The organism is Arthrobacter sp. K5, assembly GCF_040448525.1.
GTDB lineage: Bacteria > Actinomycetota > Actinomycetes > Actinomycetales > Micrococcaceae > Arthrobacter > Arthrobacter globiformis.
Genome location: NZ_CP159279.1, coordinates 1 through 21,929 on the forward strand (window position 1 = coordinate 1; position 21,929 = coordinate 21,929).

Sequence of the window (21,929 nt, forward strand, 5' to 3'; positions counted from 1 at the left end):
CCTGATGACCGCGCGGTCCCGGGCCGTTGCACAGGCCGGCGGCAACGACTTCATGTCTGTCTCCGCCACGCACGCGGCCATCCATGCTTGCCCAGGGGGCAGGACGGCTCATTCGGTCCACGAATGACAAGGGCGTGGTGGCAGTGCTGGACTCGAGGAGCTTTCCACGGAACGCTACGGCGGGTTCCTGCGGGCCGCGCTGCCGCCGTTCTGGCCAGCGACCGACCGGAAGACCGCCGTCGCGGCCGCTGGAAAGACTCGCCGGCGCACAGGCCTAAAAAGCCCCGGGCTGATGCTGCCCGGGGCCCAAGGCTTCCCTGAAGGACATTCCCGCTCCCTGATGGACGTTTCCGGGGACGAAACCCGCGGTGGCCTCCGGCCCGGCAGCTGGCGAGCGGAGTACGAAAGCCACCTTGCCCATGACAACGGCGCGTGGTCGCCGAGGATGGGTTCATTGCTGCGTGTTCTGCGGCAGCAGCCACGTGTGGCCGTCGCGCTGCCGGAAGGTCTTGACCGTGGCTTCATCGTCGAGCAGCGCCGCAACGATGTCGCCGTTGACGGCGTCGCTCTGCCGCCGGACCACCGCCCAGATCCCGTCGCAGATGGCGGCGTCGACCATGGGATCGCCTGCGACCCTGAGCATGAAAAGCTCGCCGTGGCCCACCAGTTGGCGGGGCAGCGGCGGCGTCAGTTCCTCAACCATCTGGTCCGCGAGGATGGGGCCGCCGGCGGCAATCCGGCCGACCAGCGGAGTCGTGCGGTATCCATTGCGCTGGGCAATTCGGACCGCGGAAGCGCCTGCCGTGCCCAGGGCCGGGGCTTTGTCCGCGCCGCCGGATTTCAGCGCCCCCGCGTCGAGGGTGAGCGGCATCAGGACCTCCATGGCGCGCGGACGCTTGGGGTCACGCCGAAGGCAGCCAAGCTTTTCCAGCTGCGAGAGCTGATGGGTCACGCTGGACAGGCTGGCCAGCCCGACGGTGTCGCCGATTTCCCGCATCGACGGCGGGTAGCCGTTCTCGTTGACCGAACGCTGGATGGTTCCGGGGATCTTCTTCTGGCGGAGTGTTGGTCCATAGAGGTCCGCTGAGACCGCGAGCTGCGCTGGGGAGCCTTGCCGTCAAGGGCCTGTGCTGCCATGTTCGCCAACGCCTTTCCGTTCCTCCCGGACGCGGTAGCTGCAGTGGCCGGGAACTTCCGGCCTGAAAAATGTCAGACCCTGCTGATCAACTGCAGATGTGGTTGTTCTGTGATTTCCAACGTAGGCCAGCCATAGGGCTTTTTGAAACATTTGTTCTGGCAAGTCTCGACTTAATTCGGTGATAGGTGCTAAAACTGGAAAAAGCAAAGTTCGAACATGTGTTCTAGTGAGGACGGTTTCTCAGCCCGGTGTTCGAACTGTCTGTTCGAACGCGAGGCAGTACAACTTGGTCGGGGAGGGCTCACGCCATGTCAGCTTCATCAGCAGTCTCCAGCTTCACCAGCAATGTCGGCTTCACCAGCAGTCCCGCCGCACTCCCAGCCCGGCGCAGTCTTTCGGCCGCGTGCGGTGCCTCAGCCCCGTGCGGTGACTTGAGCTACGTGCGGCGCCCCAGTCGCTCTGCCGTGCCCCAGTCCTGTGCAGTGTCCCGGCGGGCAGGCCGCCACGCACTGCGCCTCACCCGCCGCGGCCGGATCGTCCTCATCGGACTGCCGCTTGCTTCTTCTTGCCGCCTGATCTTGTCTTTGACGGGGCTGTTGAACTCGCCGGCCAAGGCTGCGGACACCGCCAGTGGCCCTGACCGTCACGCGCCACCGTTTCTGTCACCGTGCAGCCCGGTGAATCGCTCTGGGCCATCGCCGGAAAAGTCGACCCCGACCGCGACCCCCGGGACGTGATTGTGGACATCGTCCAGCTCAACGACAGCTTCAGGCGGGGAAGGTCATGCCCGGCCAGCAGCTGTTCGTGCCGAGACAAATAAGCCGTTGCCGTACGCTGGAACCGTCACAGTTTCCGGCCAGCCCTTCGAGTTACTGGAACTGTCTAAGGTGACCCCTGACCAGCTTGAGCGACTGAACCGACTGCCCCTGCCGGACCTAACCTGAGGGGCTGTCGCCTTACGGCGCCCCGCAGCTTGACGTTCCGATCCTGCTCAACGTCAATGAGAACACGCATGGCATTGCCCGCCGACGGCCGCGGGCGGCCATCACCGCGGCCGTCAGCGAGGCAGCCACCGGACTCAACCGGTACCCCGACCGCGAATTCACCGGGCTCCGGGAAGCCACGGCGGAGTACCTCGGCCACGGGCTCAGCGCGGACAACCTCTCTACGGAGCAGCGAACGGCTCCAACGAGGTCCTCCAGCAGATCCTCCAGGACCTTCGGCGGGCCGGGCCGTTCCAGCTCCTGAGCTTCCCGCCGACGTACTCCATGTACCCGCTCCTCGCCAGCGGAACCGACACCACCGCCTACATCGCGAACTGGCAAGCGTGCCAGAGCGACTATGGCCTCAGCGCCGGAGTCGGCCGCGAGCCAGTGCGCGAACTCCAGCCCAACATCGTGTTTCCTGTGTTCACCCAACAATCCCACCGGTACCGGCTTTGGGGCCTGGACTGGTGGTGGAAAAGCCCGTCTACGAGGCGGGCGAGGCCAGCCAGGGCCATCGTCGTCGTGGACGAGGCCTACCACGAGTTTGCGCACGACGGCACGCCCAGCGCCCAGACCCTGCTGCCCGGCCAGGGAGCGGCTCATCGTCTCCCGGACCATGAGCAAGGCGTTCGCTGCTTGCCGGCGCCCCGCCTCGGTTACATGGCCGCGGCGCCGAGGGTGACTTCGACGCCCTGCGACTGGTGCGCCTGCTGCGTACCACCTGTCCGCCGTCACGCAGGCAACCGCCCTCGCGGCCCTGCAGCACCGCGAGCGGACGCTTATGGCGGATCCCTGTCGAGGACATCAAGCGCCAGCGCGACCGGATTGTCGCGGAGCTGACACGGATGGGGCTGCGGCCCGCGGCGTACGACTCCAGCTACGTCTTCTTCGGCGGGCTGGAAGAACCCCCATGAGGTCTGGCAGGAACTGCTGGACGCGGGGGTGCTTGTGCGGGACGTCGGCATCGCCGGGCACCTTCGGGTCACCGCCGGCACTGAGACGGAAACCACAGCGGCCTTCCTGGAAGCCCTCGAAAGCATCCTGGCCCGGCAGGCCGCACTTCCGGCCTAAGCTTGAACATGGACCAGGTCAAGGTCCGCCCCCATCCTTCGTCAAAGGACATCTATCCACCATGAGCGACACCGGAATCCAAGGCTGCCCGAGGCACGGACTGCACGCATGGGAGCTGCGCCACCAGCGAATCTTCCCGTGCTGGTGGAGATCAACCTCGACGGCACCGGCGTGTCGGACATCAGCACGTCGGTCCCGTTCTACGACCACATGCTGACGGCGCTGTTGCAAGCACTCACTCATCGACATGACCGTCAAGGCTACCGGCGACACCCACATTGACGTCCACCACACCGTTGAGGACGTTGCCATCACGTTCGGCGAGGTGCTGCGCACGGCTCTGGGCAACAAGGCCGGGATCCGCCGCTTCGGTGAGGCCACCGTGCCGCTGGACGAGGCCCTGGCGCACGCGGTCGTCGACGTCTCCGGCCGGCCCTACCGGTGCACGGCGGCGAGCCCTCCGGGCAGGAGTACCACCTGATCGGCGGCCACTTCACGGGCTCGCTGACCCGGCACGTCTTCGAGGCCATCACGCTGCACGCCGGCATCTGCCTGCACATGAACGTCATCGCCGGCCGCGACCCGCACCACATCGTGGAAGCCCAGTTCAAGGCATTCGCGCGGGCCCTCCGTGCAGCCGTCGAGCCGGATCCCCGCGTCGAAGGCATTCCGTCCACCAAGGAGCACTGTGACCGGCAAAGTACTGCGCGAGGGCGCGATCATCGATCCGTCGGCCACGCTGAAGCCGGCTTCCCCGGAGGGCAAGCCCACCGTCACCGTCCTCGACTACGGCTCCGGCAACGTCCGTTCCGCCGTGCGTGCCCTGGAACGTGCCGGTGCCGAGGTCATCCTGAGTTCCAAGCCCGAGGACGTGCTGAACGCCGACGGGCTGGTCGTTCCCGGTGTCGGCGCCTTCGAAACGGTCATGCGCGAGCTCAAGGCCGTTGACGGCATCCGGATGATCGGCCGCCGTGTGGCCGGCGGACGTCCGGTCCTCGGCATCTGTGTCGGCCTGCAGGTACTCTTCGAGGCCGGCGTCGAACACGGGACCGAAGCCGAAGGCATGGGGAGTGGCTCCGGCAAGGTGGAGCTCCTCCCTGCCGAGGTGGTGCCGCACATGGGGTGGAACACCGTCAAGGTTCCGGAAGGCTCCAGGCTTTTCGATGGCGTTGAAGCTGAGCGGTTCTACTTCGTGCACTCCTATGGCGTCCAGAACTGGGACTTCGAGGTGATCCAGCCCCGGATGGCGCCGCCCCTGGTCACGTGGTCCGAGCACGGTGCCCCCTTCATCGCCGCCGTGGAGAACGGCCCCCTCTGCGCCACTCCAGTTCCACCCGGAGAAATCCGGTGACGCTGGCGCGCGGCTGCTCAAGAACTGGGTCGACGGGCTCCGCGGGCAGCCTTCCCGGCAGGCGGCGGACGCCTAAATGTGGTCCATTCTCCTGACGGGACTGGCCGGTCTCCTGGTGGGCGGTGGCCTGTCCTTCGGGCAGCAGCACAAGCCGCTCTGGATCCAGATCGGTTTCTACGTACTGGCCGCCATGTCGCTGCTGGCCGCCTACCTGCTGACCCTTCCCGGCAAATAACCAACTAACCCGCCGTGTGCGCCGCAGAAGCCGCCGCGCACGGGAACCAGCGCCTACAAGAACTGAGGACCCCTGATGACCAGCCAAAACGAGCTGCCGGTACTTGAACTGCTTCCCGCCGTCGACGTCGTAAACGGCCAGGCGGTCCGCACGGTCCAGGGCGAGGCCGGCAGCGAGACGAAGCTACGGAACGCCGCTGGAGGCGGCGCTCAACTGGCAGCAGCAGGGCGCGGAATGGGTTCACCTGGTGGATCTGGACGCTGCCTTCGGACGCGGCTCAAACGCGGACCTGCTGCGCGAAGTGGTTGGCCGGCTGGACATCAAGGTCGAGCTTTCCGGCGGGCTCCGGGACGATGAATCCCTGGAAAAGGCGCTGGACCTGGGCGTCGCCCGGGTGAACCTTGGCACCGCCGCCTTGGAGAACCCGGACTGGACCGCGCGGGCCATCGACCGCTTCGGTGACCGGATCGCCGTCGGGCTGGACGTCCGCGGAACCACTCTCGCCGGCCGCGGCTGGACCAAGGAAGGCGGGGACCCGTGGGACGTGCTGGGCCGCCTCGAAGAGGCCGGCTGCGCACGCTACGTTGTTACCGACGTGACGAAGGACGGCACGCTGCAGGGACCGAACGTTGAACTCCTGCGGCAGATGGTGGAAAAGACCGGCAAGCCCGTGGTGGCGTCGGGCGGTATTTCCAGCCTTGATGACTTGAAGGTCCTGCGCTCCCTGGTGCCGCTCGGCGTCGAAGGCGCCATCGTGGGCAAGGCCCTGTACGCCGGCGCCTTCACGCTGCCCGAGGCCCTCGACGTCGCCGGCCGCCGCTAGGGGTATCGCCGTGACCGAGCACCACCCCAACTCCGCGGACGGCGGCGGACCGGGCGCGCACCTGCCGCCGGCACGCCGGCTGCCCGGTCACATCGAGGCCGCCCTCGCCGGGGCAGGTGGCGCCACCGATTCGGCGGGACAGCCCTGGGCCGGACGCAGCCTCGCCGGTGACGACGCCAAGATCCACAACTTCGAGGACGACGACGGCACGGCCGACGCCGGCTACCTCACCGCAGTCTCTGCTCTTGTTGCCGGCGACGGCGACGAGGCCGCGGTGGTTGCCTCGCTCGCCACCGCCCGTGTCTTTGTCCCCGTGGTGGCACAGCTGGCGGAGGAAGCCGAGGGCGCGCATGGCGTGCACGCCGACAAGCAGGCCGACATGGCGCTGGTGACGCTCAAGGCACCCGACGGCCGCCTCGCCATGCCCGTGTTCACCTCGGCGGCAGCCCTGGCGGCGTGGCACCCGGAGGCGCGGCCCGTGGCCGTTTACGCCGCGAGGGCAGCCCTGTCGGCCGTCTCCGAAGGCGCCGAGCTGCTGGTCGTGGACCCCGGCTCGGAAGTGACCTTCGTGGTCCGGCGCCCCGGTGTCTGGGCCCTCGCACAGCAGCGGCAATGGGTGCCGGCCTACGTGGACGCCGAGCTGGCCGCGGTGCTGCGGGCCGGAGCGGACGGCAAACCCGCAGTCCGTGGATTCGAGGTCCTGCCCGGCGGGGGAGTGGCCACCACCACGGCCTCAGGCCGCCGCGTCGATGGCGGCGGAGCCGGACCGGAACTGCGTGTGGTGCTCTATCTGGAGGACGGACTTGATGCAGCCGCGGTCCAGGCCCTCGTTGCCGGCCTCCAGGCCGAGTGGAGCCGGAATGTATTGTTTGGTGAGCGCGTTGATTCGATCGAAGTCAAGCTAAGGCGCGCCGCGCAGTAGCCGAGGGCCCGGTGGGTCCGTTCCGGTGCTGTCCGGCGGCGGAACTGAGGACCCACCTGTGAATTTCAGCCTGTACCGCGAACTGCTGGCCGTTCGGCCCATCCGCAGGCTCCTGGCAGTCGGCATGATTGCCCGCATTCCCCATTCGGCGGCGGGCGTCCTGCTGACGCTGCACATCGTCCTGACCCTCGGCGAGGGCTATGCGGCCGCGGGAACGGCAGCGGCCGTGATGACCATCGGGATCGCGCTTGGCGCACCTTGGCGCGGCCGCCGGGTGGATACGGCGGGCCTGCGGACGGCCCTGATACCTTCCGTGATTTCGGAAACCGTCATCTGGTCCGTCGTGCCGCACGTCTCCTACCAGTGGCTGCTGCCCCTCGTATTTGTCGGCGGCCTGCTGACCCTCCCCATTTTCAGTGTGGTGCGGCAGTCCCTGGGGGTTCTGGCCGACGGCGACCAGCGCAGGACCGCGTTCGCGCTGGACGCGGTCAGCACCGAGCTGGTGTTCATGATCGGCCCGGCAGCAGGTGCTGTGGTGGCCACGAGCGGCCATTCCGTGCTGGGGCTGACCGCCGTCGGTGTCTCGACGTCCCTGGCCGGACTATTCCTGATGTGGTTCAACCCGCCCACCCGCAGTGCTGTCCGCAACGAATCCTGTGAGGTGGACGAGCAGGAAGCCGCGGAGGTAGCCGTTGTGGCCGCCGCCCCCGCACACCTGCAGGAGGCTGCGGCTGAGCTCGGTCCCGCGGCTGCGGGCAGCAGGCGGCGGGCAGCCCTGAAGGGCCGGGTGGCACACAGCTTCGGCTGGTTCACCGCAGCGGTGGCCGCGGTCTTCGCAGTCGCAGCCGGCGCCGGCATGGTGCTCAGCGGCACCGATGTGGGAATCGTGGCTGCCCTGGAGACCGGCGGCCGCCAGGGCGAGATCGGCGTTGTGTTCCTCTTCTGGTGCGCGGCCTCGGTGGCCGGCGGTCTTGTTTACGGGGCCATGCACCGGCCTGTTTCACCGGTACTCCTGCTGCTGGGAATGGCTGCCCTGACCATTCCGATGGGCTTTGCCACCGACACACTGACCCTCAGCCTGCTGTCGCTGCTTCCGGGGCTCCTCTGTGCTCCGGTCCTTTCGGCCGCTTCCGAGAAGGTGGCCGAACTGGTCGACGAGGCCAGGCGGGGAGAGGCCATGGGCTGGTACGGGTCCGCCCTGACCGCGGGTGTTGCACTGGGGGCTCCGCTGGCCGGAGTTTTCATCGACAGCATTGGCGCGGCGGGAGGCTTCGTGTCCGTCGGGGTGGCAGGGGTGCTGCTTTGCGTCGTCGGGCTTGTTCTGCAGCAGCGGCCGCCGCGCCGCCACATCCTGACGGTACCGGCTTTCGTTGGGCTGTTCGGTCGAAAGGGCTCCCGCGGGACATGCCCCCAGGCAGCCAGAACGGCGGCGGGCCGGCCCTGAAGAGCCGGCCCGCCGCCGTCGAAGTTCAATCGTTAGTTCACTGCACCGGTGAATTTCTCACCGGGACCCTTGCCCGGGGGATCCGGAATGATGGACTCTTCGCGGAAGGCGAGCTGGAGGAGCGCAGTCCGTCGCGCAACGGACCGGCATGCTGCGAGCCGATCTCCGGGGCGGCTGCCGTCACCAGGCCGGCGAGGGCGGTGATGAGCTTGCGGGCCTCGTCCAGGTCCTTCAGCTCGGCGGCGTTCTCCTCAGCGGCCGTGCCAAGCTTCACGGCGGAGGCACTCATAAGGTGCACGGCCGCTGTGGTGATGACCTCGATCGCCGGAACTTCGGGAGATGTCGCGGATCTGCTGCGTGACGTCATCCCCGGCACCGGGCGCCTGGTAGACGTGTGAATTGCTGTCTGGAGTGCTCATACTGGTAAGCTTGTCACAGACCGACTGGATGTCGTTATTTTGCCGTGTATGAGACCCACTGCCGCGAATGTGCGGTAAGCGGGTATCTTTCTGTAGAATTGATACTCAGTTTGCAAGCGGAGTTCTCTCCCACCCGCGTCAGCCGTTTTCCCTGGAAGGTTCAGGGCAGCAAGGTTGCCGGGTAACGGTCGGGCGGTTCACCGGGCATGTGCCGGGTGAAGTACGTGCAGTCCCTGCGGGGAGCACATCCGATCTTCGAGGCCTTCGATTGCTCCGGCAATTGGGGGCCTTCTCTATTTTGCCGGTGGAACACCCATTACAAACACAGGAGCTTTAACATTAGCGAGCCAAGAATCAATGAGCGTATCCGCGTCCCTGAGGTGCGGCTGGTCGGCCCTGCCGGCGAACAGGTAGGGATCGTCCGTATCGAGGATGCCCTGCGTCTGGCTGCCGAGTCCGACCTGGATCTCGTTGAAGTTGCACCGCAGGCCAAGCCTCCGGTGTGCAAGCTGATGGACTTCGGCAAGTACAAGTACGAAGCCGCAGTCAAGGCCCGTGAGGCCCGGAAGAACCAGACCAACACGGTCCTGAAGGAAATCCGGTTCCGCCTGAAGATCGACACCCACGACTACGAGACCAAGCGCGGCCACGCCCTGCGGTTCCTCGGAGCCGGGGACAAGGTCAAGGCCATGATCCAGTTCCGCGGCCGTGAGCAGCAGCGTCCCGAAATGGGCCTGCGCCTCCTTCAGCGTTTCGCTGAGGACGTGGCTGAAGTTGGTGTCGTGGAGTCAAGCCCGCGCATCGACGGCCGCAACATGGTCATGGTTATCGGTCCGCTGAAGAACAAGGCCGAGGCCAAGGCCGAAGCCCGCCGTGCTACGCAGCGCGCCGAGGCCAAGGCCCAGAACGAAGCCAAGGCAGCCGGCCGTGTCGACACCTCAGGTGACGATCAGGCACCGCTGACGCAGTCGCTTGCCGACCTTCTGCCGGAAGGCTTCCAGGTTTCTGCGGAGGCAGCGGCCGCTCCGGAAGCAGCCGTGGAAGCGCCTGCGGCTCCCGTTGAAGAAGCTCCAGCTGCTGAAACACCTGCCGCTGAAGCTCCTGCTGCTGAGGCTCCCAAGGCTGCTGAAGCTCCTGCTGCTGAGGCTGCCGAAGCTCGTGCTGCTGAAGCACCCAAGGCTGCCAAGGTGGCCGAGCCCAAGCGCGAGGCACCCCGGGCCGAAGCGCCGAAGGCTGCGCCTGCTGCGCCGAAGGCCGCTGCGCCTGCTCCCAAGGCGGCAGAGGCCGAAGCGCCTGCCCCGGCAGCGCCGAAGCCTGCGGCTGTTCCTTCCCCGCCCAAGCCGGTGGCCAGGCCCGCTGCGCCGAAGCCGGTGGCACGTCCCGCGGCACCTCGGCCCACACCGAAGCCGGCGGGCAAGAAGACCAACTAGTTCGAAACTGCGGAAGGCATCCCCTTCAGGCAGCCAGCAACCAGCACGCCGTCCCCAGGGGCGGCTGCGCGAAAGACTGCAGACATGGTCTGCGGAAACGTTAGGAGATCGGTTCCCATGCCGAAGATGAAAACCCACAGTGGTGCTAAGAAGCGCTTCAAGCTGACCGGCACCGGCAAGCTGCGCCGCCAGCAGGCCAACCGCCGCCACTACCTGGAGCACAAGTCCAGCCGCCTGACCCGCCGCCTTGCCGGCGACAAGATCGTCTTCAAGGGCGACGCCAAGGTCATCCGGAAGATGCTCGGCATCTAATTTCCAAGCACTCTGACTGACTGCCACCTGGCACCAGTCAACTACCAATAAGCCTTCTCAGGCCGGCCGGGTCACCGGCAGTAGATGCTTGGGATCAGATTTTTGAAGGAGTACGCACGTGGCACGTGTGAAGCGGGCGGTAAACGCCCACAAGAAGCGCCGGGTTATCCTCGAACGCGCCAAAGGTTACCGTGGGCAGCGCTCACGCCTGTACCGCAAGGCCAAAGAGCAGCTGCTGCACTCGTTTGTGTACAGCTACGGTGACCGTAAGAAGAAGAAGGGCGACTTCCGCCGCCTGTGGATCCAGCGCATCAACGCTGCATCCCGGGCCAACGGCCTGACCTACAACCGCCTGATCCAGGGCCTGGAAGGCCGCTGAGGTCGAGGTTGACCGCCGCATGCTGGCCGAGCTCGCCGTTTCCGACGCCAACGCTTTCGCTGCGCTGGTCCAGGTTGCCAAGGACTCCCTGCCTGCGGACACCTCCGCTCCGGCCGCCAAGGCTGAGACTGCACCGAAGGCCAAGGCTACCCGCGCACGCGCTGCGAAGAAGCCGGCTGCTGCAGCTGCTGAGTAAGCAGGCAACTCCCAGTTCAAGGACCGGTGGCAACAGCCACTAAGGTTTCTTATATGAACGAAACCGGGCGCCCGCAAGACTTTCCACTCTCCAATCCCCGAGCAGATCGGGTCAGGGATGTGGCAAAGCTCGCAGGGCGCCCGGTCCGTTTAAAGCGCCGGCAGTTCCTTGCCGAAGGCCCGCAGGCGGTACGTGAGGCCCTGGTGCTGCATGGCAAGCGGATCGCTGCCGGGCAGCCGGGCATAGTCCGCGAGGTGTATGCCAGCGAGGCCTGTCTGGACCGGTATCCCGAGTTTGAGGAACTGGCCGTGGGAACCAGCGCCCGGCTCGCCACGGACGACGTGCTGGCGGCCATGGCGGACACTGTCACCCCGCAGGGGATTGTTGCGGTGTGCGATTTTCTCGATGTCGCCCTGGCGGATGTGCTCGACGCCGGGCCGCGGCTGATTGCCGTGCTCTGCCAGGTCCGCGATCCCGGCAACGCCGGGACGGTGCTTCGGGCCGCAGACGCAGCCGGTGCCGACGCCGTGGTCCTGACCGGTTCCAGCGTGGACATCTACAATCCCAAGGCGGTCCGCTCAACCGCCGGCTCCCTTTTCCATCTGCCTGTCGTCCTGGGTGCCGACGTCAATGAGCTGGTGGCGCTGTGCAAGGACCGGGGATCGGTGTGCTTGCGGCCGACGGCTACGGGCAGCTGAACCTTGACCGCCTGCAGGACGAGAACGCCGCACGCCGGCTTGGCGCATCAACCGCCGGCTCGGACTACGCACTGGAGAACCCCACGGCCTGGCTTTTCGGCAACGAAGCCCAGGGCTGTCCGAGGACGAGCTTGCCCTTGCCGACCATCGGGTGGCCGTGCCCGTCTATGGCGCCGCCGAGAGCCTCAACCTTGGCACGGCCGCCACGGTCTGCCTCTACGCGAGCGCGAGGTCACAGCAGCCCCGGTAGCAACACAAAGCCGGTAGCAACACAGAGGAGCGGGGGCCCACCGTGTGGTGGGCCCCCGCTCCTGCCTGTTTGTCTGAATTGGACTGGGCCTGCTGAGGACCAGTACCTGTGATCCGGACTGTTACGGTGCCCGGGTGCTGTGGCTGCGGCCGGTGATCGCGCCGTAGATGCCTGCGACTACGAGGCCGCCGATGATGGCGAGGATCCAGGTGCCGAGGTCGAAGAACGCCAGGTCACCCTTGCCGAAGAGAAGGCTGCCGATCCAGCCGCCGACGATGGCGCCAACGACGCCCAGAACCAAGCTGGTGACCCAGCCGCCGCCGACCCTGCCGGGCATGACGGCTTAACAATTGCGCCTACGATCAGGCCGAGAATAATCCAAGCAAGAAAACCCATTGTCTGCTCCTTCATATTCGTCGGGATCGATTCTTATCAGTCCCGATATGGCTTCAAGCTAACACAGTGCGCGTTTCTTTGTCAGCAGGCTTAGTTTTGGCTTTTTGCGGCGCCCGGTGGCGGTGTGCGGTGTCTGTTCCGGGCCGGACGGGTACGGTATTTACCAGACGGCGGTTCCATGCCGCCCTGTCCCATCCGTTGAAATTCGCACGTAAAGAGGTGAGCCTCCCTTGGCTGCAAACGGCGGTACCAAGGCGATTGTCGCGGCGCTAGCCGCCAACCTGACCATCGCCGTCCTGAAGTTCGTCGCGTTCCTGCTGACACGCTCCTCATCTATGCTGGCTGAGGCCATCCACTCTGTCGCCGACTCGGGCAACCAGGTCCTGCTGCTGGTGGGTGGCAAGCGCGCCCAACGGGCGGCCAGCCCGGAACACCCCTTCGGCTACGGACGCGAGCGCTACATTTATGCGTTCATCGTTTCCATCGTGCTCTTCAGCGTCGGCGGCCTGTTTGCCCTGTATGAGGCATGGGAAAAGATCCAGCACCCGCATGCGATCGAAGGTGACTTCTGGTGGGTGCCCCTGCCGTGCTGGTGGGTGCCATCATCGCCGAGGCCTTCTCGTTCCGGACGGCCATCATTGAAGCCAACCACGTCCGCGGCAGCCAGGGCTGGATCAGCTTTGTGCGGACCGCCAAGCAGCCCGAGCTTCCGGTGATCCTGCTCGAGGACTTCGGTGCCCTGCTCGGCCTGGTCTTCGCGCTGTTCGGCGTGGGGCTGACCCTGCTGACCGGCGACGGTATCTGGGACGCAATCGGCACCGGAATGATCGGCCTGCTGCTGGTGGCCATTGCCGTGATTTTAGCAATGGAGACCAAGTCCCTGCTGCTGGGGGAGTCGGCAACCAAGGACGACGTCGGGCGCATCCGGAATGCCATCGAAGCGGACGGTACCGCCATCATCCACCTGAAGACCCTGCATCTGGGCCCGGAGGAGCTGCTCGTGGCTGCCAAGATCAGCGTGGAGGCGGGAGATTCCGGACTGGACATTGCCAAGGCCATCGACGACGCCGAAGCCCGGATCCGCTCGGCAGTTCCCATCGCGCGGGTCATCTACTTGGAGCCCGACATCCGCCGTGCCCGTGTGGCCAGCGGGCCCGCCCTGGCGGGCGACTCAGGCGCCTAGCTGCTTAGCCGAAGACAGAGCCGCTGGCTCCGTGACACCTGTTACGGGGCCAGCGGCTTCTTGCGTTCCAGCAGGCCGCTGAGCAGGGCCACCATCAGCCCGAGAATGGCCAGGACAGCACCCACCAGCGCGGGCGCAACATAGCCCCAGCCCCAGGCGATCACCACACCGCCGAGGAACGCGCCCAGGGCGTTGGCGACGTTCAGCGCCGCGTGGTTGAGTGAGGACGCCAGCGACGGCGCATCAGGAGACGCGTCCAGCAGCCGGGTCTGCAGGGCCGGGACGAGCATGGACCCGGCGCCGCCCACCACGAACACCATGACGAAGGCTGACCACGGCCAGTGCACGGCCACGGCGTACACCACCAGCGCGACGGCGATTCCCGGCAGGACGCGGTAGATGGTCCCCATCACAGACTTGTCCGCGATCCGGCCACCGACGATATTGCCGGCCACCATCCCCAGGCCGTACAAGGCCACCACGAAGGGCAGCAGGGCGGCAGGGACGCCGGCCACGGAGGTCATGGTGTGGGAGATGTAGGTGTACGTGGCGAAGAACCCGCCAAATCCGACGATGCCAATGAGGATGGCCAGCCAGACCTGCGCCCGCTTCAGCGCGCCCAGCTCCCTGCGGATGCTGGCGTCCGCATGCGCCTGCTGGAACGGAACGAATCTCCAGATAAGCGCCAGGGTCACCAGTCCCAGGACTCCCACCAGGACAAAGAGCAGCCGCCAGCCAAAGGCCTGTCCGAGCCAGGTGGCGAAGGGAACACCGACCACATTGGCAACGGTGAGCCCCGCCATGACCATGGAGATGGCCCAGCCCCGTTTTGTCGGCGCCACCAGCGAAGCGGCAATCACGGCGGCCACGCCGAAGAACGCCCCGTGCGGCAGTCCGGCGGCGAAGCGGGAGACCAGCATGCTCGCGTAATCGGGAGCGATGAACGAAGACAGGTTGGCCACGCTGAAGAACAGCATGAGGCCCAGCGCAAGGAACTTGCGCGGCAGTTTCGCCCCGACGGCGGCAAGTACAGGCGCTCCCACCACGACGCCCAGGGCGTAGGCCGAAATGAGGTGGCCGGCCTCTGGGGTGCTGATCCCGGAGTCCGAGTTCGACCTCTTTGAGCAGCCCCATCATGGCGAACTCGGTGACCCCGATGCCGAAACCACCCATGGCCAGGGCCAGGATGGCGGGACCGATGCGCGCGGCGGCCTTGGGCGTGCGGGGAGCCTGGACAGTGGAAGTCATGTGCCTGCTTTTCGAAGGGAGATATGGAGTAGGCCTCGTTGCCACTGATATGTCTGATTTTAACAAGCTTCGCGGCGGGTTGGATATTCCCGTCCGCGGGAGGACGGCCTTATAGACAGGTGCCCCCATGAACCCGGGCCCTCATAGACTGGACCGGTGACTGAACTGATCAACGTCGTCGGCGGTGCCGTGCTCGACTCGCTCTCCGCTCCCGCCCGGCTTCTCGTGGCGCGCCGGACGGCGCCTCCGCAGTTTGCCGGCATGTGGGAATTTCCGGGCGGCAAGGTGGAACGGGGAGGCTCCCGAAAGTGCCCTGCACCGGGAGCTCCGTGAAGAACTCGGCATCGGCGTCGTGCTTGGGAAGGAGCTGGAAGCCCCGAGGACCGGCCGGCTGGCCCCTGAACGAGAAAGCCGTGATGCGGGTGTGGTTCGCGGAAGTGGCCGATGGCCACCCCGGCCGCTTGAGGACCACGATGAACTTCGCTGGGTCAGCATCCGCGAAGGTGAGGAAGCTCTCAGCCTGCCCTGGATTCCGGCCGACCTCCCGATTGTCCAGGCGCTGCTCGCCAACGTCGCCGCGGCGGCCCGTGCGGGCTCGGTCCCCGGAAGCTAACACCACCCTTCACGGCTTTCCCGCGGTGGTGCAAAGCGGCGCGGGCAAGAGCCTGGTAATCCCGGCCAGCTAAGACCGGCCCAGAGCTAAGGCGGGCTCAGAACAGCGTGGGCTGGGACGCCCGGCCTGAACTGTGGTGATGATGCCCCGTCCCCTGTTGCCCCGTCCTGTCGTGCCCTGTCCGATCCTGCGGAATGCTTCCCTCAGGGTAGGCGGCTTCCTCGCCGCGGGGATCGTCGGCCTGGCGATCGTCGACGTCCCGGTGGCTGAATCCGTGGGAGCCGGAAAAGCCGTGCCGGGCCTTGAAAAAGCGGACCCTTCCCGCCAGCCAGGTGCGGTATTCCTTGGACGCATACGAGCCCGTGCCGTACAGCCTGCGGTAGCGGCCCACGAGTTCCGGATGCCGGGCGGCGATCCACTGCATGAACCATTCCCGGGTGCCGGGCTTCAAATAAAGCGCTCCGGCCGTGACACCGGTTGCACCCGCGGCGGCCAGCGAGGCGAACAGGAGTCCAGTGCCTCGTCGCTGTCCGAGAGCCACGGCAGGATGGGCATGGCCATCACCCCGCAGGGCAGCCCGGCCTCGCCGAGCCTGAAACGAGTTTGAGCCGCGCCCGCGGTCCGGGGGTGCCGGGTTCGATGGCCTCGGAAAGCTGCTCATCCGTCATGGCGAGCGAGATCCCGATGCCCACCGGCACCTGTGCCGCAGCATGCTTCAGGAGCGGGATGTCACGCGCCAGCAACGTTCCCTTCGTCAGGATGGAAAGCGGAGTCCCCGAATCGGCCAGCGCACCGATAATGCCGGGCATCAGCCGGTACCGGCCCTCCGCCCGCTGGTAGGGGTCCGTGTTGGTGCCCAGTGCCACGTGCTGCCGGTTCCATGCGGGCTTGGCCAGCTCCTTGCGGAGCACCTCGGCTGCGTTGATCTTGACCACCACCTGGCTGTCGAAATCCAGCCCGGCGTCGAAGTCCAGATAGGTATGGCTCTTGCGGGCGAAGCAGTAGACGCAGGCGTGGCTGCAGCCCCGGTAGGGGTTCACGGTCCACTCGAACGGCATCCGGGAGCCGGCGGGCACCTTGTTGAGCACCGATTTGGCGGTGACCTCATGAAAGGTGACGCCGGCGAACTCGGGCGTGGACACGGACCGCACGAGGCCGGCCAGGGGCAGCAGCGGTGCAGTCCCGGGCATCTCTTCCGGTGCCGGTTTTAGTGCCTGTGCGTCCCATCTCATGCCCTCCATTCGAAGGTATGTTCGAACTTAAGTCAAGGTACGCCGTCGGCGTTTCCCGCAGACCGGAACTCGTGGTGTGCATCGGGCAGGCCGGAGGCCGCGGACGGGTGGCCGTGGAAAGGGCGGGTATTCCCGTCGAAATTCACAGACGGCGGGAACCTACTGCAACCACGCTTTCCATACGCTCATGCACGAGCTCGCCTCCCGTCCGCGCGCGTCCGCGGTGGATTTGTCCACGTCCCGTTCGCGCCGGACCAGGTAGAGCAGGGGAGCAGTGAACCGTCACTGTCTGTGGCCTCGATGGCGGAGGCGATTGCCGCCGTCGTCCGAACCTCGCTAACCCTGCCAATCGACGCAATCCCGCCAACCGGCGCAACCCGGCGGTCCGACGTCGCGCTCGCCGCTGGCAGTATCCACTAGGCGGCGAGCCTTTCCGCCCTCATCCGGTGGGGTGCGGGTCAGCGGCTGCGGGAGCCCAGCCCCATTCAGCGTCCACTCAACAGCCCCCACTCAACAGCCCCCACTCAACCGTGACACTGGTGCTGACGCCGGATTCCCCGGATTCCACCGCCATGGTGTCGGCGGCGAAGGCCCGCTGCATCCCGCCCACCGGAACGGGCGACGACGGCACGGCGTGCTGCCGCACAGAGACCACCTCACCCAGTTCGGCTGCGGCAAGCCCGGCGAGCTGTGCGGCAGCCGCCCGTGCGTCAGCCAGGCGGCCTCGCGGGCCAGCGCCATCACGGCTCCGGCGTCGGCAAAGCCGAGCTGAACGCCATCCAGTCGCACGTCGTTGCCGCCTGCCTCCACTGCCGCCGCGATGACGCCCGGGCCGGCAGCGAGATCCCGGAGCCGGACGCTGAGCATGCTGGATGCCACATAGCCCGTGACCTGCTGGCCGCGGCCCTCCTGCCAGACAACGTCGGCCCGGACGTTAAGCCCGGACGTCCTGATATCCCGGCCCAGCACTCCCCGGCTGCGCAGTGCGCCCGTTACGGCAGCGGACGCCTCGCCGGCGGCGGCATAGGCATCCCCGGCGCTGTCGCGCCGGCATTCCACGCCAACGGACAGCGTCAGCAGGTCCGGTGCGGCCTCGGCGGTTCCGAATCCTGTGACGGTGACGGTCCGGGCTGCCGCGTGGCCGGCGGGGTCACTCATGCCTGCGCCTCCGGTCCACATAGCCGCCAGCCTCGAGGCCGGCATGCCGCTCGAAGGGATTTCCCGACGCCGAATCGCCGTAGCGCACTGCCGACCAGGCAGCGGCCGCGAAATAGAACAGCAGGAAGGGTAGCCCCTGCACCACGCGTACTGGGTGCTGTGCCGCTCCTCGTGGTCCAGGAGCACACGGCCCGTCAAAGCCGTGTCGGCGTCTGCACGGAAGATGACCACGTTCCCCACGGTGAAGGCACCAGCCACCGGCAGCCGCCAGCGGTAACCGGTGGCGACAATAAGGCCGCGCGGACCCTGGAACGTCCTGGTGCCGGCCAGCCCGGCAAGCACCAGCCCCAAGGGGTGGAAGCGTTCAGCACGTTTGCTAGTTGCCTGAGGCGCTGTCTTTGCGTCAGGGGGCCTCTCGTTCTGCGGCCTCTCGTCATGAGGCCATGCTAGCCGCGGGCGGCCGAGCAGGACAGGCGTACGACGGGCGCAGGACAGCCCACGGCCCGGCGCTGCCTGACGGGCGCAGGCCCGGCAGATGACAGCCATTTGACCTAGGCGCCAGGCCCGCTGTCAATTCGCCCGGCGCCGTCAATTAGACTGGGAACAGTGCCTGCCGGCCACCCGCCGGCGAGCCTGCCCTTGTCTTTGGATGGCGTCTTTGGATGACGTCCTTGGATGACTTCATGCAATGACGTGCCAGCGACGGACGCGCTGCCGGGAAACCGGCGCGGCTGCACCGGCGGCTGGCATCACCCGACTCGTAGCTAAGAACAGTAGATGACTGAAACTTTGCCGGGCGCCGCCGTCCCGAACCCTCTGGATGAAACCGCCATCAACGCCGCCGTGGAGCAGGCCGTCGCCGCCATCGCCGGCGCGTCCACGCTCGATGAACTCAAGGCAGTCCGCCTGGCCCACACCGGTGAGAAGTCGCCGCTCAGCCTCGCCAACCGTGGGATCGGAGGCCTGCCCAAGGAGCAGAAGGCCGCCGCCGGCAAGCTCATGGGCTCATCGCGCGGACGTGTTAACAAGGCGCTCGCGGACCGCACCGCCGAACTCGAAGCGGAGAACGACGCCCGGATCCTGGTTGAGGAGACCGTTGACGTCACGGCAGCCCCGCGCCGCCGCCGGGCCGGAGCCCGCCATCCGCTGTCCACGCTGCAGGACCGCGTTGCGGACATCTTCGTGGGCATGGGCTGGGAAATTGCCGAAGGCCCCGAGGTGGAATCCGAGTGGTTCAACTTCGACGCACTGAACTTCAAGCCGGACCACCCGGCCCGCGAAATGCAGGACACGTTCTTCGTGGAGCCGCCCGAAGCCCACCTGCTGATGCGTACCCACACGTCCCCGGTGCAGGTCCGGTCCATGCTGGAGCGGGAGCTGCCCATCTACGTGCTGTGCCCGGGCAAAGTGTTCCGCACCGATGAGCTCGATGCCACCCACACCCCGGTTTTCCACCAGTTCGAGGGCCTGGCCATCGACAAGAAGCTCAGCATGGCTGATCTCCGCGGAACCCTGGAGCACTTCGCCCGCCAGATGTTCGGCGACGAAGCCCAGATCCGGCTGCGCCCCAACTACTTCCCGTTCACCGAGCCGTCCGCCGAGCTGGACATCTTCCACCCCGGCGCCAAGGGCGGGCCACGCTGGATCGAATGGGGCGGCTGCGGCATGGTCAACCCCAACGTCCTGCGGGCCGCCGGCATCGATCCGGACGTCTATTCAGGCTTTGCCTTCGGCATGGGCATCGAGCGGACGCTGATGTTCCGCAATGAGGTCGGCGACATGCGCGACATGATCGAAGGCGATGTACGTTTCAGCGAGCACTTCGGGATGGAGATCTAACAGTGCGTATCCCACTTTCCTGGCTGCGTGAGTTCGCGCAGATACCGGCCGGAGCCACGGCCGAAGACGTCATGGCGGACCTCGTCAAGGTCGGCTTTGAAGAGGAAGCGGTCCACCGCCCCACGGACGCCCTGCGCGGACCCGTCGTGGTGGGCCAGGTCCTGAGCCTGGTCAAGGAACCGCAGTCGAACGGCAAGACCATCAACTGGTGCCAGGTCCGCGTCGTCCCCGAGGGGCAGGAGCAGGCCCTCACCGGCAAGGGCATCGATCCCTCCGGCGTGCAGGGCATCGTCTGCGGCGCCCACAACTTTGTGGAGGGCGACAAAGTTGTGGTCACCCTGCCCGGCGCCGTGCTGCCCGGCGACTTCCACATCTCGGCACGGAAGACCTACGGGCACATGTCTGCGGGCATGATCGCCTCCGTCCGCGAGCTGGGTATCGGCGAGGACCACGACGGCATTCTGGTGCTGTCCCGGATCGGCCTGGACCCCGAGATCGGGGCCGACGCCATGGAACTGCTGGGCCTCTACGACCAGGCCGCCGAAATCAACGTGACCCCGGACCGCGGCTATGCGTTCTCGATCCGCGGCGTGGCACGCGAATACGCCCACGCCACCGGCACGGAATTCACCGATCCGGCGTCGAAGGTCAACGCTCCGGCTGTCCTCTCCGGCGGTTACGGCGTCAAGATCAACGACGACGCGCCGATCTACGGCAAGCCCGGCTGCGACCGCTTTGTGGCGCGCACCGTCCGCGGCGTGGACGCCACCGGGCCCACGCCGCCGTGGATGAGTTCCCGACTGAGGCTGGCCGGCATCCGGTCCATCTCCCTGCCGGTGGACATCTCGAACTACGTGATGCTCGAACTCGGCCAGCCGCTGCACTTCTACGACCAGGACAAGCTGTCCGGCGACATCGTGGTGCGCCGGGCCGTGGCGGGGGAGAAGCTGACAACCCTCGACGGCAAGGAGCGCTCGCTTGACCCCGAGGACCTGCTGATCACCGACGCCTCCGGCCCCATCGGCGTCGCCGGTGTCATGGGCGGCGCGTCCACCGAGGTCTCCGACGCCACCACGGCGGTCCTGATCGAGGCGGCCCACTTCGAGGAAGTTTCCATTGCCCGCTCGCGCCGGCGCCACAAGCTCCCGTCCGAAGCCTCCAAGCGCTTTGAGCGCGGCGTGGACTGGCAGGTCGCCAACATCGCGGCCCAGCGCGCCGTCGATCTTCTCGTGGAACTGGCCGGCGGTACCGCCGATGAGGCCGGCACCGACGTCGGAACCGCGTCGGATCCGGTGACCATCGTGCTGCCCGCGGAATTCCCCGCCGCCCGGATCGGTATCGACTTCACCGAAGATCAGATCGTCACGTCCCTCGAGGACCTCGGCGCCGTCCTCGAAAAGACCGGCGCCGGCTGGACCGTCACCGCGCCGAGCTGGCGGAACGACCTGGAAACCAAGGAGGACCTCTCCGAGGAGGTCGCCCGCCTGGTGGGCTACGACCAGATCCCCGCGACCCTGCCGGTGGCGCCCCCCGGCCGCGGCCTGACCCGCGTGCAACAGCAGCGCCGCCGCCTGGTCCAGGCTCTGGCAGACGCCGGCCTGACCGAGGTCCTGGCCTACCCCTTCGTGTCGAAGGCCGCCAACGACACGTTCGGCGTGGCCGAGGAGGGTGCACCCCGGACTGCGGTCAAGCTTGCCAACCCGATCAGCGAAGAGCACGGATACCTGCGCACTTCGGTGCTGCCGGGCCTGCTGGAGATCGCCAAGCGCAACCACTCCCGCGGTTTCCGCGATCTCGCCGTCTTCGAAGCCGGCATGGTGTTCCTGCCCGGTGACACCCTGGGCACCCTGTCCATTCCTCCGCTGGGCGTCAAGCCAAGCGATGAGGTGCTGGACGCCCTGTACGACGGCGTTCCGGACCAGCCGCTGCACATCGCCGCCGTCCTGACCGGTCATGATTCACCCGCCGCCGCCGGCCACGCCCCGCGGCTGTGGGACTGGGCAGACGCCCTCGACATCGCCCGCCTGGCCGGTGACGTCCTTGGTGTGGAGCTGGTGGTCACCCGTGGCCGGCACCAGGCGTTTCATCCGGGCCGTGCCGCGCAGCTTTCGCTGCGCTCCGGCGAGGTCGTGGGATACGCCGGCGAGCTGCACCCGAAGCTGCTGGCTGCGCACGACATGCCGGCGCGCTCTGCCGCGCTGGAACTTAATGCGGACGCCCTCTTCGAGGCGGCGGCCGACGTCGTGGTGGCCCGCCACATCTCCACCTTCCCGGTAGCCACGCAGGACGTGGCCCTCGTGGTGCCGCAGGACGTCCCCGCCGACGACGTGCTGGCAGCGCTGCGTGAAGGCGCCGGTGAACTGCTCGAGGACGTCGCCCTCTTCGACGTCTACGCAGGGAAGGGGATCGAGGAAGGCAAGAAGTCCCTCGCCTTCGGCCTGCGGTTCCGCGCAACCGACCGGACACTGACGGCCGACGAGGCGTCGGAGGCGCGTGAGCGCGCCGTCGCCACCGCGGCCGAGCGGTTTGGCGCCGTCCAGCGCTAGCCGGCCATAAAGAAAGACCACGCCATGTGGCGTGGTCTTTCTTTATGCCGGAAAACAGAA

General features: G+C 67.0%; 10 protein-coding genes and 14 pseudogenes. 17 read left to right on the top strand and 7 right to left on the bottom strand.

All coding sequences use genetic code 11. The features are described from left to right. Position 1: 1 nt before the first annotated feature. Positions 2–278: pseudogene (locus ABRP34_RS00005) on the top strand (helicase C-terminal domain-containing protein); the annotation flags it as partial. A gap of 113 nt (positions 279–391) precedes the next feature. Here the strand turns inward: ABRP34_RS00005 and lexA are convergent. Beyond that, positions 392–1,137, bottom strand: a pseudogene (gene lexA / locus ABRP34_RS00010) (transcriptional repressor LexA); the annotation flags it as partial. Positions 1,138–2,025: 888 nt separating this feature from the next. Here lexA and ABRP34_RS00015 point away from each other — a divergent pair. The 7 genes and pseudogenes from ABRP34_RS00015 (at position 2,026) to ABRP34_RS00045 (ending at position 7,970) form a co-directional block, all read left to right on the top strand. Next, positions 2,026–3,195, top strand: a pseudogene (locus ABRP34_RS00015) (histidinol-phosphate transaminase). A gap of 108 nt (positions 3,196–3,303) precedes the next feature. Further along, positions 3,304–3,876: pseudogene (gene hisB / locus ABRP34_RS00020) on the top strand (imidazoleglycerol-phosphate dehydratase HisB); the annotation flags it as partial. Between the two features lie 7 nt (positions 3,877–3,883). Then, a pseudogene (gene hisH, locus ABRP34_RS00025) lies at positions 3,884–4,622 on the top strand (imidazole glycerol phosphate synthase subunit HisH). Continuing rightward, complete coding sequence (locus ABRP34_RS00030; protein WP_003798731.1) at positions 4,623–4,781, top strand: hypothetical protein; 159 nt, start codon at positions 4,623–4,625, stop codon at positions 4,779–4,781. A 75-nt stretch (positions 4,782–4,856) separates the two neighbouring features. Then, positions 4,857–5,604 (top strand): annotated as a pseudogene (gene priA / locus ABRP34_RS00035) (bifunctional 1-(5-phosphoribosyl)-5-((5-phosphoribosylamino)methylideneamino)imidazole-4-carboxamide isomerase/phosphoribosylanthranilate isomerase PriA). 10 nt (positions 5,605–5,614) lie between these two features. Further along, positions 5,615–6,526: an SseB family protein gene (locus ABRP34_RS00040; protein ID WP_353711818.1), complete on the top strand. Its 912-nt coding sequence runs from the start codon at positions 5,615–5,617 to the stop codon at positions 6,524–6,526. Between the two features lie 58 nt (positions 6,527–6,584). Continuing rightward, a complete protein-coding gene (locus ABRP34_RS00045; RefSeq protein WP_353711819.1) occupies positions 6,585–7,970 on the top strand; it encodes an MFS transporter in 1,386 nt (461 codons plus the stop codon). Positions 7,971–8,002: 32 nt separating this feature from the next. On the opposite strand, the pseudogene ABRP34_RS00050 reads toward ABRP34_RS00045, so the two are convergent. Next, positions 8,003–8,389: pseudogene (locus ABRP34_RS00050) on the bottom strand (DUF1844 domain-containing protein). 380 nt (positions 8,390–8,769) lie between these two features. Between ABRP34_RS00050 and infC the strand changes: the two are divergent. The 4 genes and pseudogenes from infC (at position 8,770) to ABRP34_RS00070 (ending at position 11,654) form a co-directional block, all read left to right on the top strand. Continuing rightward, positions 8,770–9,819, top strand: coding sequence for a translation initiation factor IF-3 (gene infC / locus ABRP34_RS00055; RefSeq protein WP_353711783.1), 1,050 nt, complete (start codon positions 8,770–8,772; stop codon positions 9,817–9,819). A gap of 117 nt (positions 9,820–9,936) precedes the next feature. After that, the gene (gene rpmI, locus ABRP34_RS00060) at positions 9,937–10,131 is read left to right on the top strand and encodes a 50S ribosomal protein L35 (RefSeq protein ID WP_003798720.1); all 195 of its coding nucleotides are present in this window, start codon (positions 9,937–9,939) and stop codon (positions 10,129–10,131) included. Between the two features lie 118 nt (positions 10,132–10,249). Continuing rightward, positions 10,250–10,706 (top strand): annotated as a pseudogene (gene rplT, locus ABRP34_RS00065) (50S ribosomal protein L20). A 53-nt stretch (positions 10,707–10,759) separates the two neighbouring features. After that, a pseudogene (locus tag ABRP34_RS00070) lies at positions 10,760–11,654 on the top strand (RNA methyltransferase). Positions 11,655–11,775: 121 nt separating this feature from the next. Here the strand turns inward: ABRP34_RS00070 and ABRP34_RS00075 are convergent. Beyond that, positions 11,776–12,050, bottom strand: a pseudogene (locus tag ABRP34_RS00075) (GlsB/YeaQ/YmgE family stress response membrane protein). A 230-nt stretch (positions 12,051–12,280) separates the two neighbouring features. Here ABRP34_RS00075 and ABRP34_RS00080 point away from each other — a divergent pair. Next, positions 12,281–13,233: pseudogene (locus ABRP34_RS00080) on the top strand (cation diffusion facilitator family transporter). 41 nt (positions 13,234–13,274) lie between these two features. Here ABRP34_RS00080 and ABRP34_RS00085 read toward each other — a convergent pair. Next, a pseudogene (locus ABRP34_RS00085) lies at positions 13,275–14,481 on the bottom strand (MFS transporter). Between the two features lie 156 nt (positions 14,482–14,637). Between ABRP34_RS00085 and ABRP34_RS00090 the strand changes: the two are divergent. Together ABRP34_RS00090 and ABRP34_RS00095 are read left to right on the top strand one after the other, a co-directional pair. Next, positions 14,638–14,814, top strand: a complete 177-nt coding sequence (locus tag ABRP34_RS00090; protein WP_353711820.1) for a hypothetical protein — start codon at positions 14,638–14,640, stop codon at positions 14,812–14,814. A 19-nt stretch (positions 14,815–14,833) separates the two neighbouring features. Further along, on the top strand, positions 14,834–15,094 hold the full coding sequence (locus ABRP34_RS00095) for a hypothetical protein (RefSeq protein ID WP_353711821.1): 261 nt from the start codon (positions 14,834–14,836) through the stop codon (positions 15,092–15,094). A gap of 97 nt (positions 15,095–15,191) precedes the next feature. Here the strand turns inward: ABRP34_RS00095 and ABRP34_RS00100 are convergent. The 3 genes and pseudogenes from ABRP34_RS00100 to ABRP34_RS00110 all read right to left on the bottom strand — a co-directional run bounded on the left by ABRP34_RS00100 (position 15,192) and on the right by ABRP34_RS00110 (position 17,626). Then, a pseudogene (locus ABRP34_RS00100) lies at positions 15,192–16,326 on the bottom strand (Rv2578c family radical SAM protein). Positions 16,327–16,822: 496 nt separating this feature from the next. After that, positions 16,823–17,529 (bottom strand): annotated as a pseudogene (locus ABRP34_RS00105) (SIMPL domain-containing protein). Next, on the bottom strand, positions 17,477–17,626 hold the full coding sequence (locus ABRP34_RS00110) for a hypothetical protein (RefSeq protein ID WP_353713451.1): 150 nt from the start codon (positions 17,624–17,626) through the stop codon (positions 17,477–17,479). The pseudogene ABRP34_RS00105 and the gene ABRP34_RS00110 overlap by 53 nt, the downstream one beginning before the upstream one ends. 635 nt (positions 17,627–18,261) lie before the next feature. On the opposite strand from ABRP34_RS00110, the gene pheS reads away from it, so the two are divergent. Then, positions 18,262–19,323: a phenylalanine--tRNA ligase subunit alpha gene (gene pheS / locus ABRP34_RS00115; RefSeq protein ID WP_003798700.1), complete on the top strand. Its 1,062-nt coding sequence runs from the start codon at positions 18,262–18,264 to the stop codon at positions 19,321–19,323. A gap of 2 nt (positions 19,324–19,325) precedes the next feature. Next, positions 19,326–21,869, top strand: coding sequence for a phenylalanine--tRNA ligase subunit beta (gene pheT / locus ABRP34_RS00120; protein ID WP_353711822.1), 2,544 nt, complete (start codon positions 19,326–19,328; stop codon positions 21,867–21,869). Positions 21,870–21,929 lie beyond the last annotated feature (60 nt).

Bases quoted from the DNA above. Each gene is read 5' to 3' on its own strand.
- ABRP34_RS00030 (WP_003798731.1), top strand. From the start codon at position 4,623: ATGTGGTCCATTCTCCTGACGGGACTGGCCGGTCTCCTGGTGGGCGGT.
- rpmI (WP_003798720.1), top strand. From the start codon at position 9,937: ATGCCGAAGATGAAAACCCACAGTGGTGCTAAGAAGCGCTTCAAGCTG.
- pheS (WP_003798700.1), top strand. From the start codon at position 18,262: ATGACTGAAACTTTGCCGGGCGCCGCCGTCCCGAACCCTCTGGATGAA.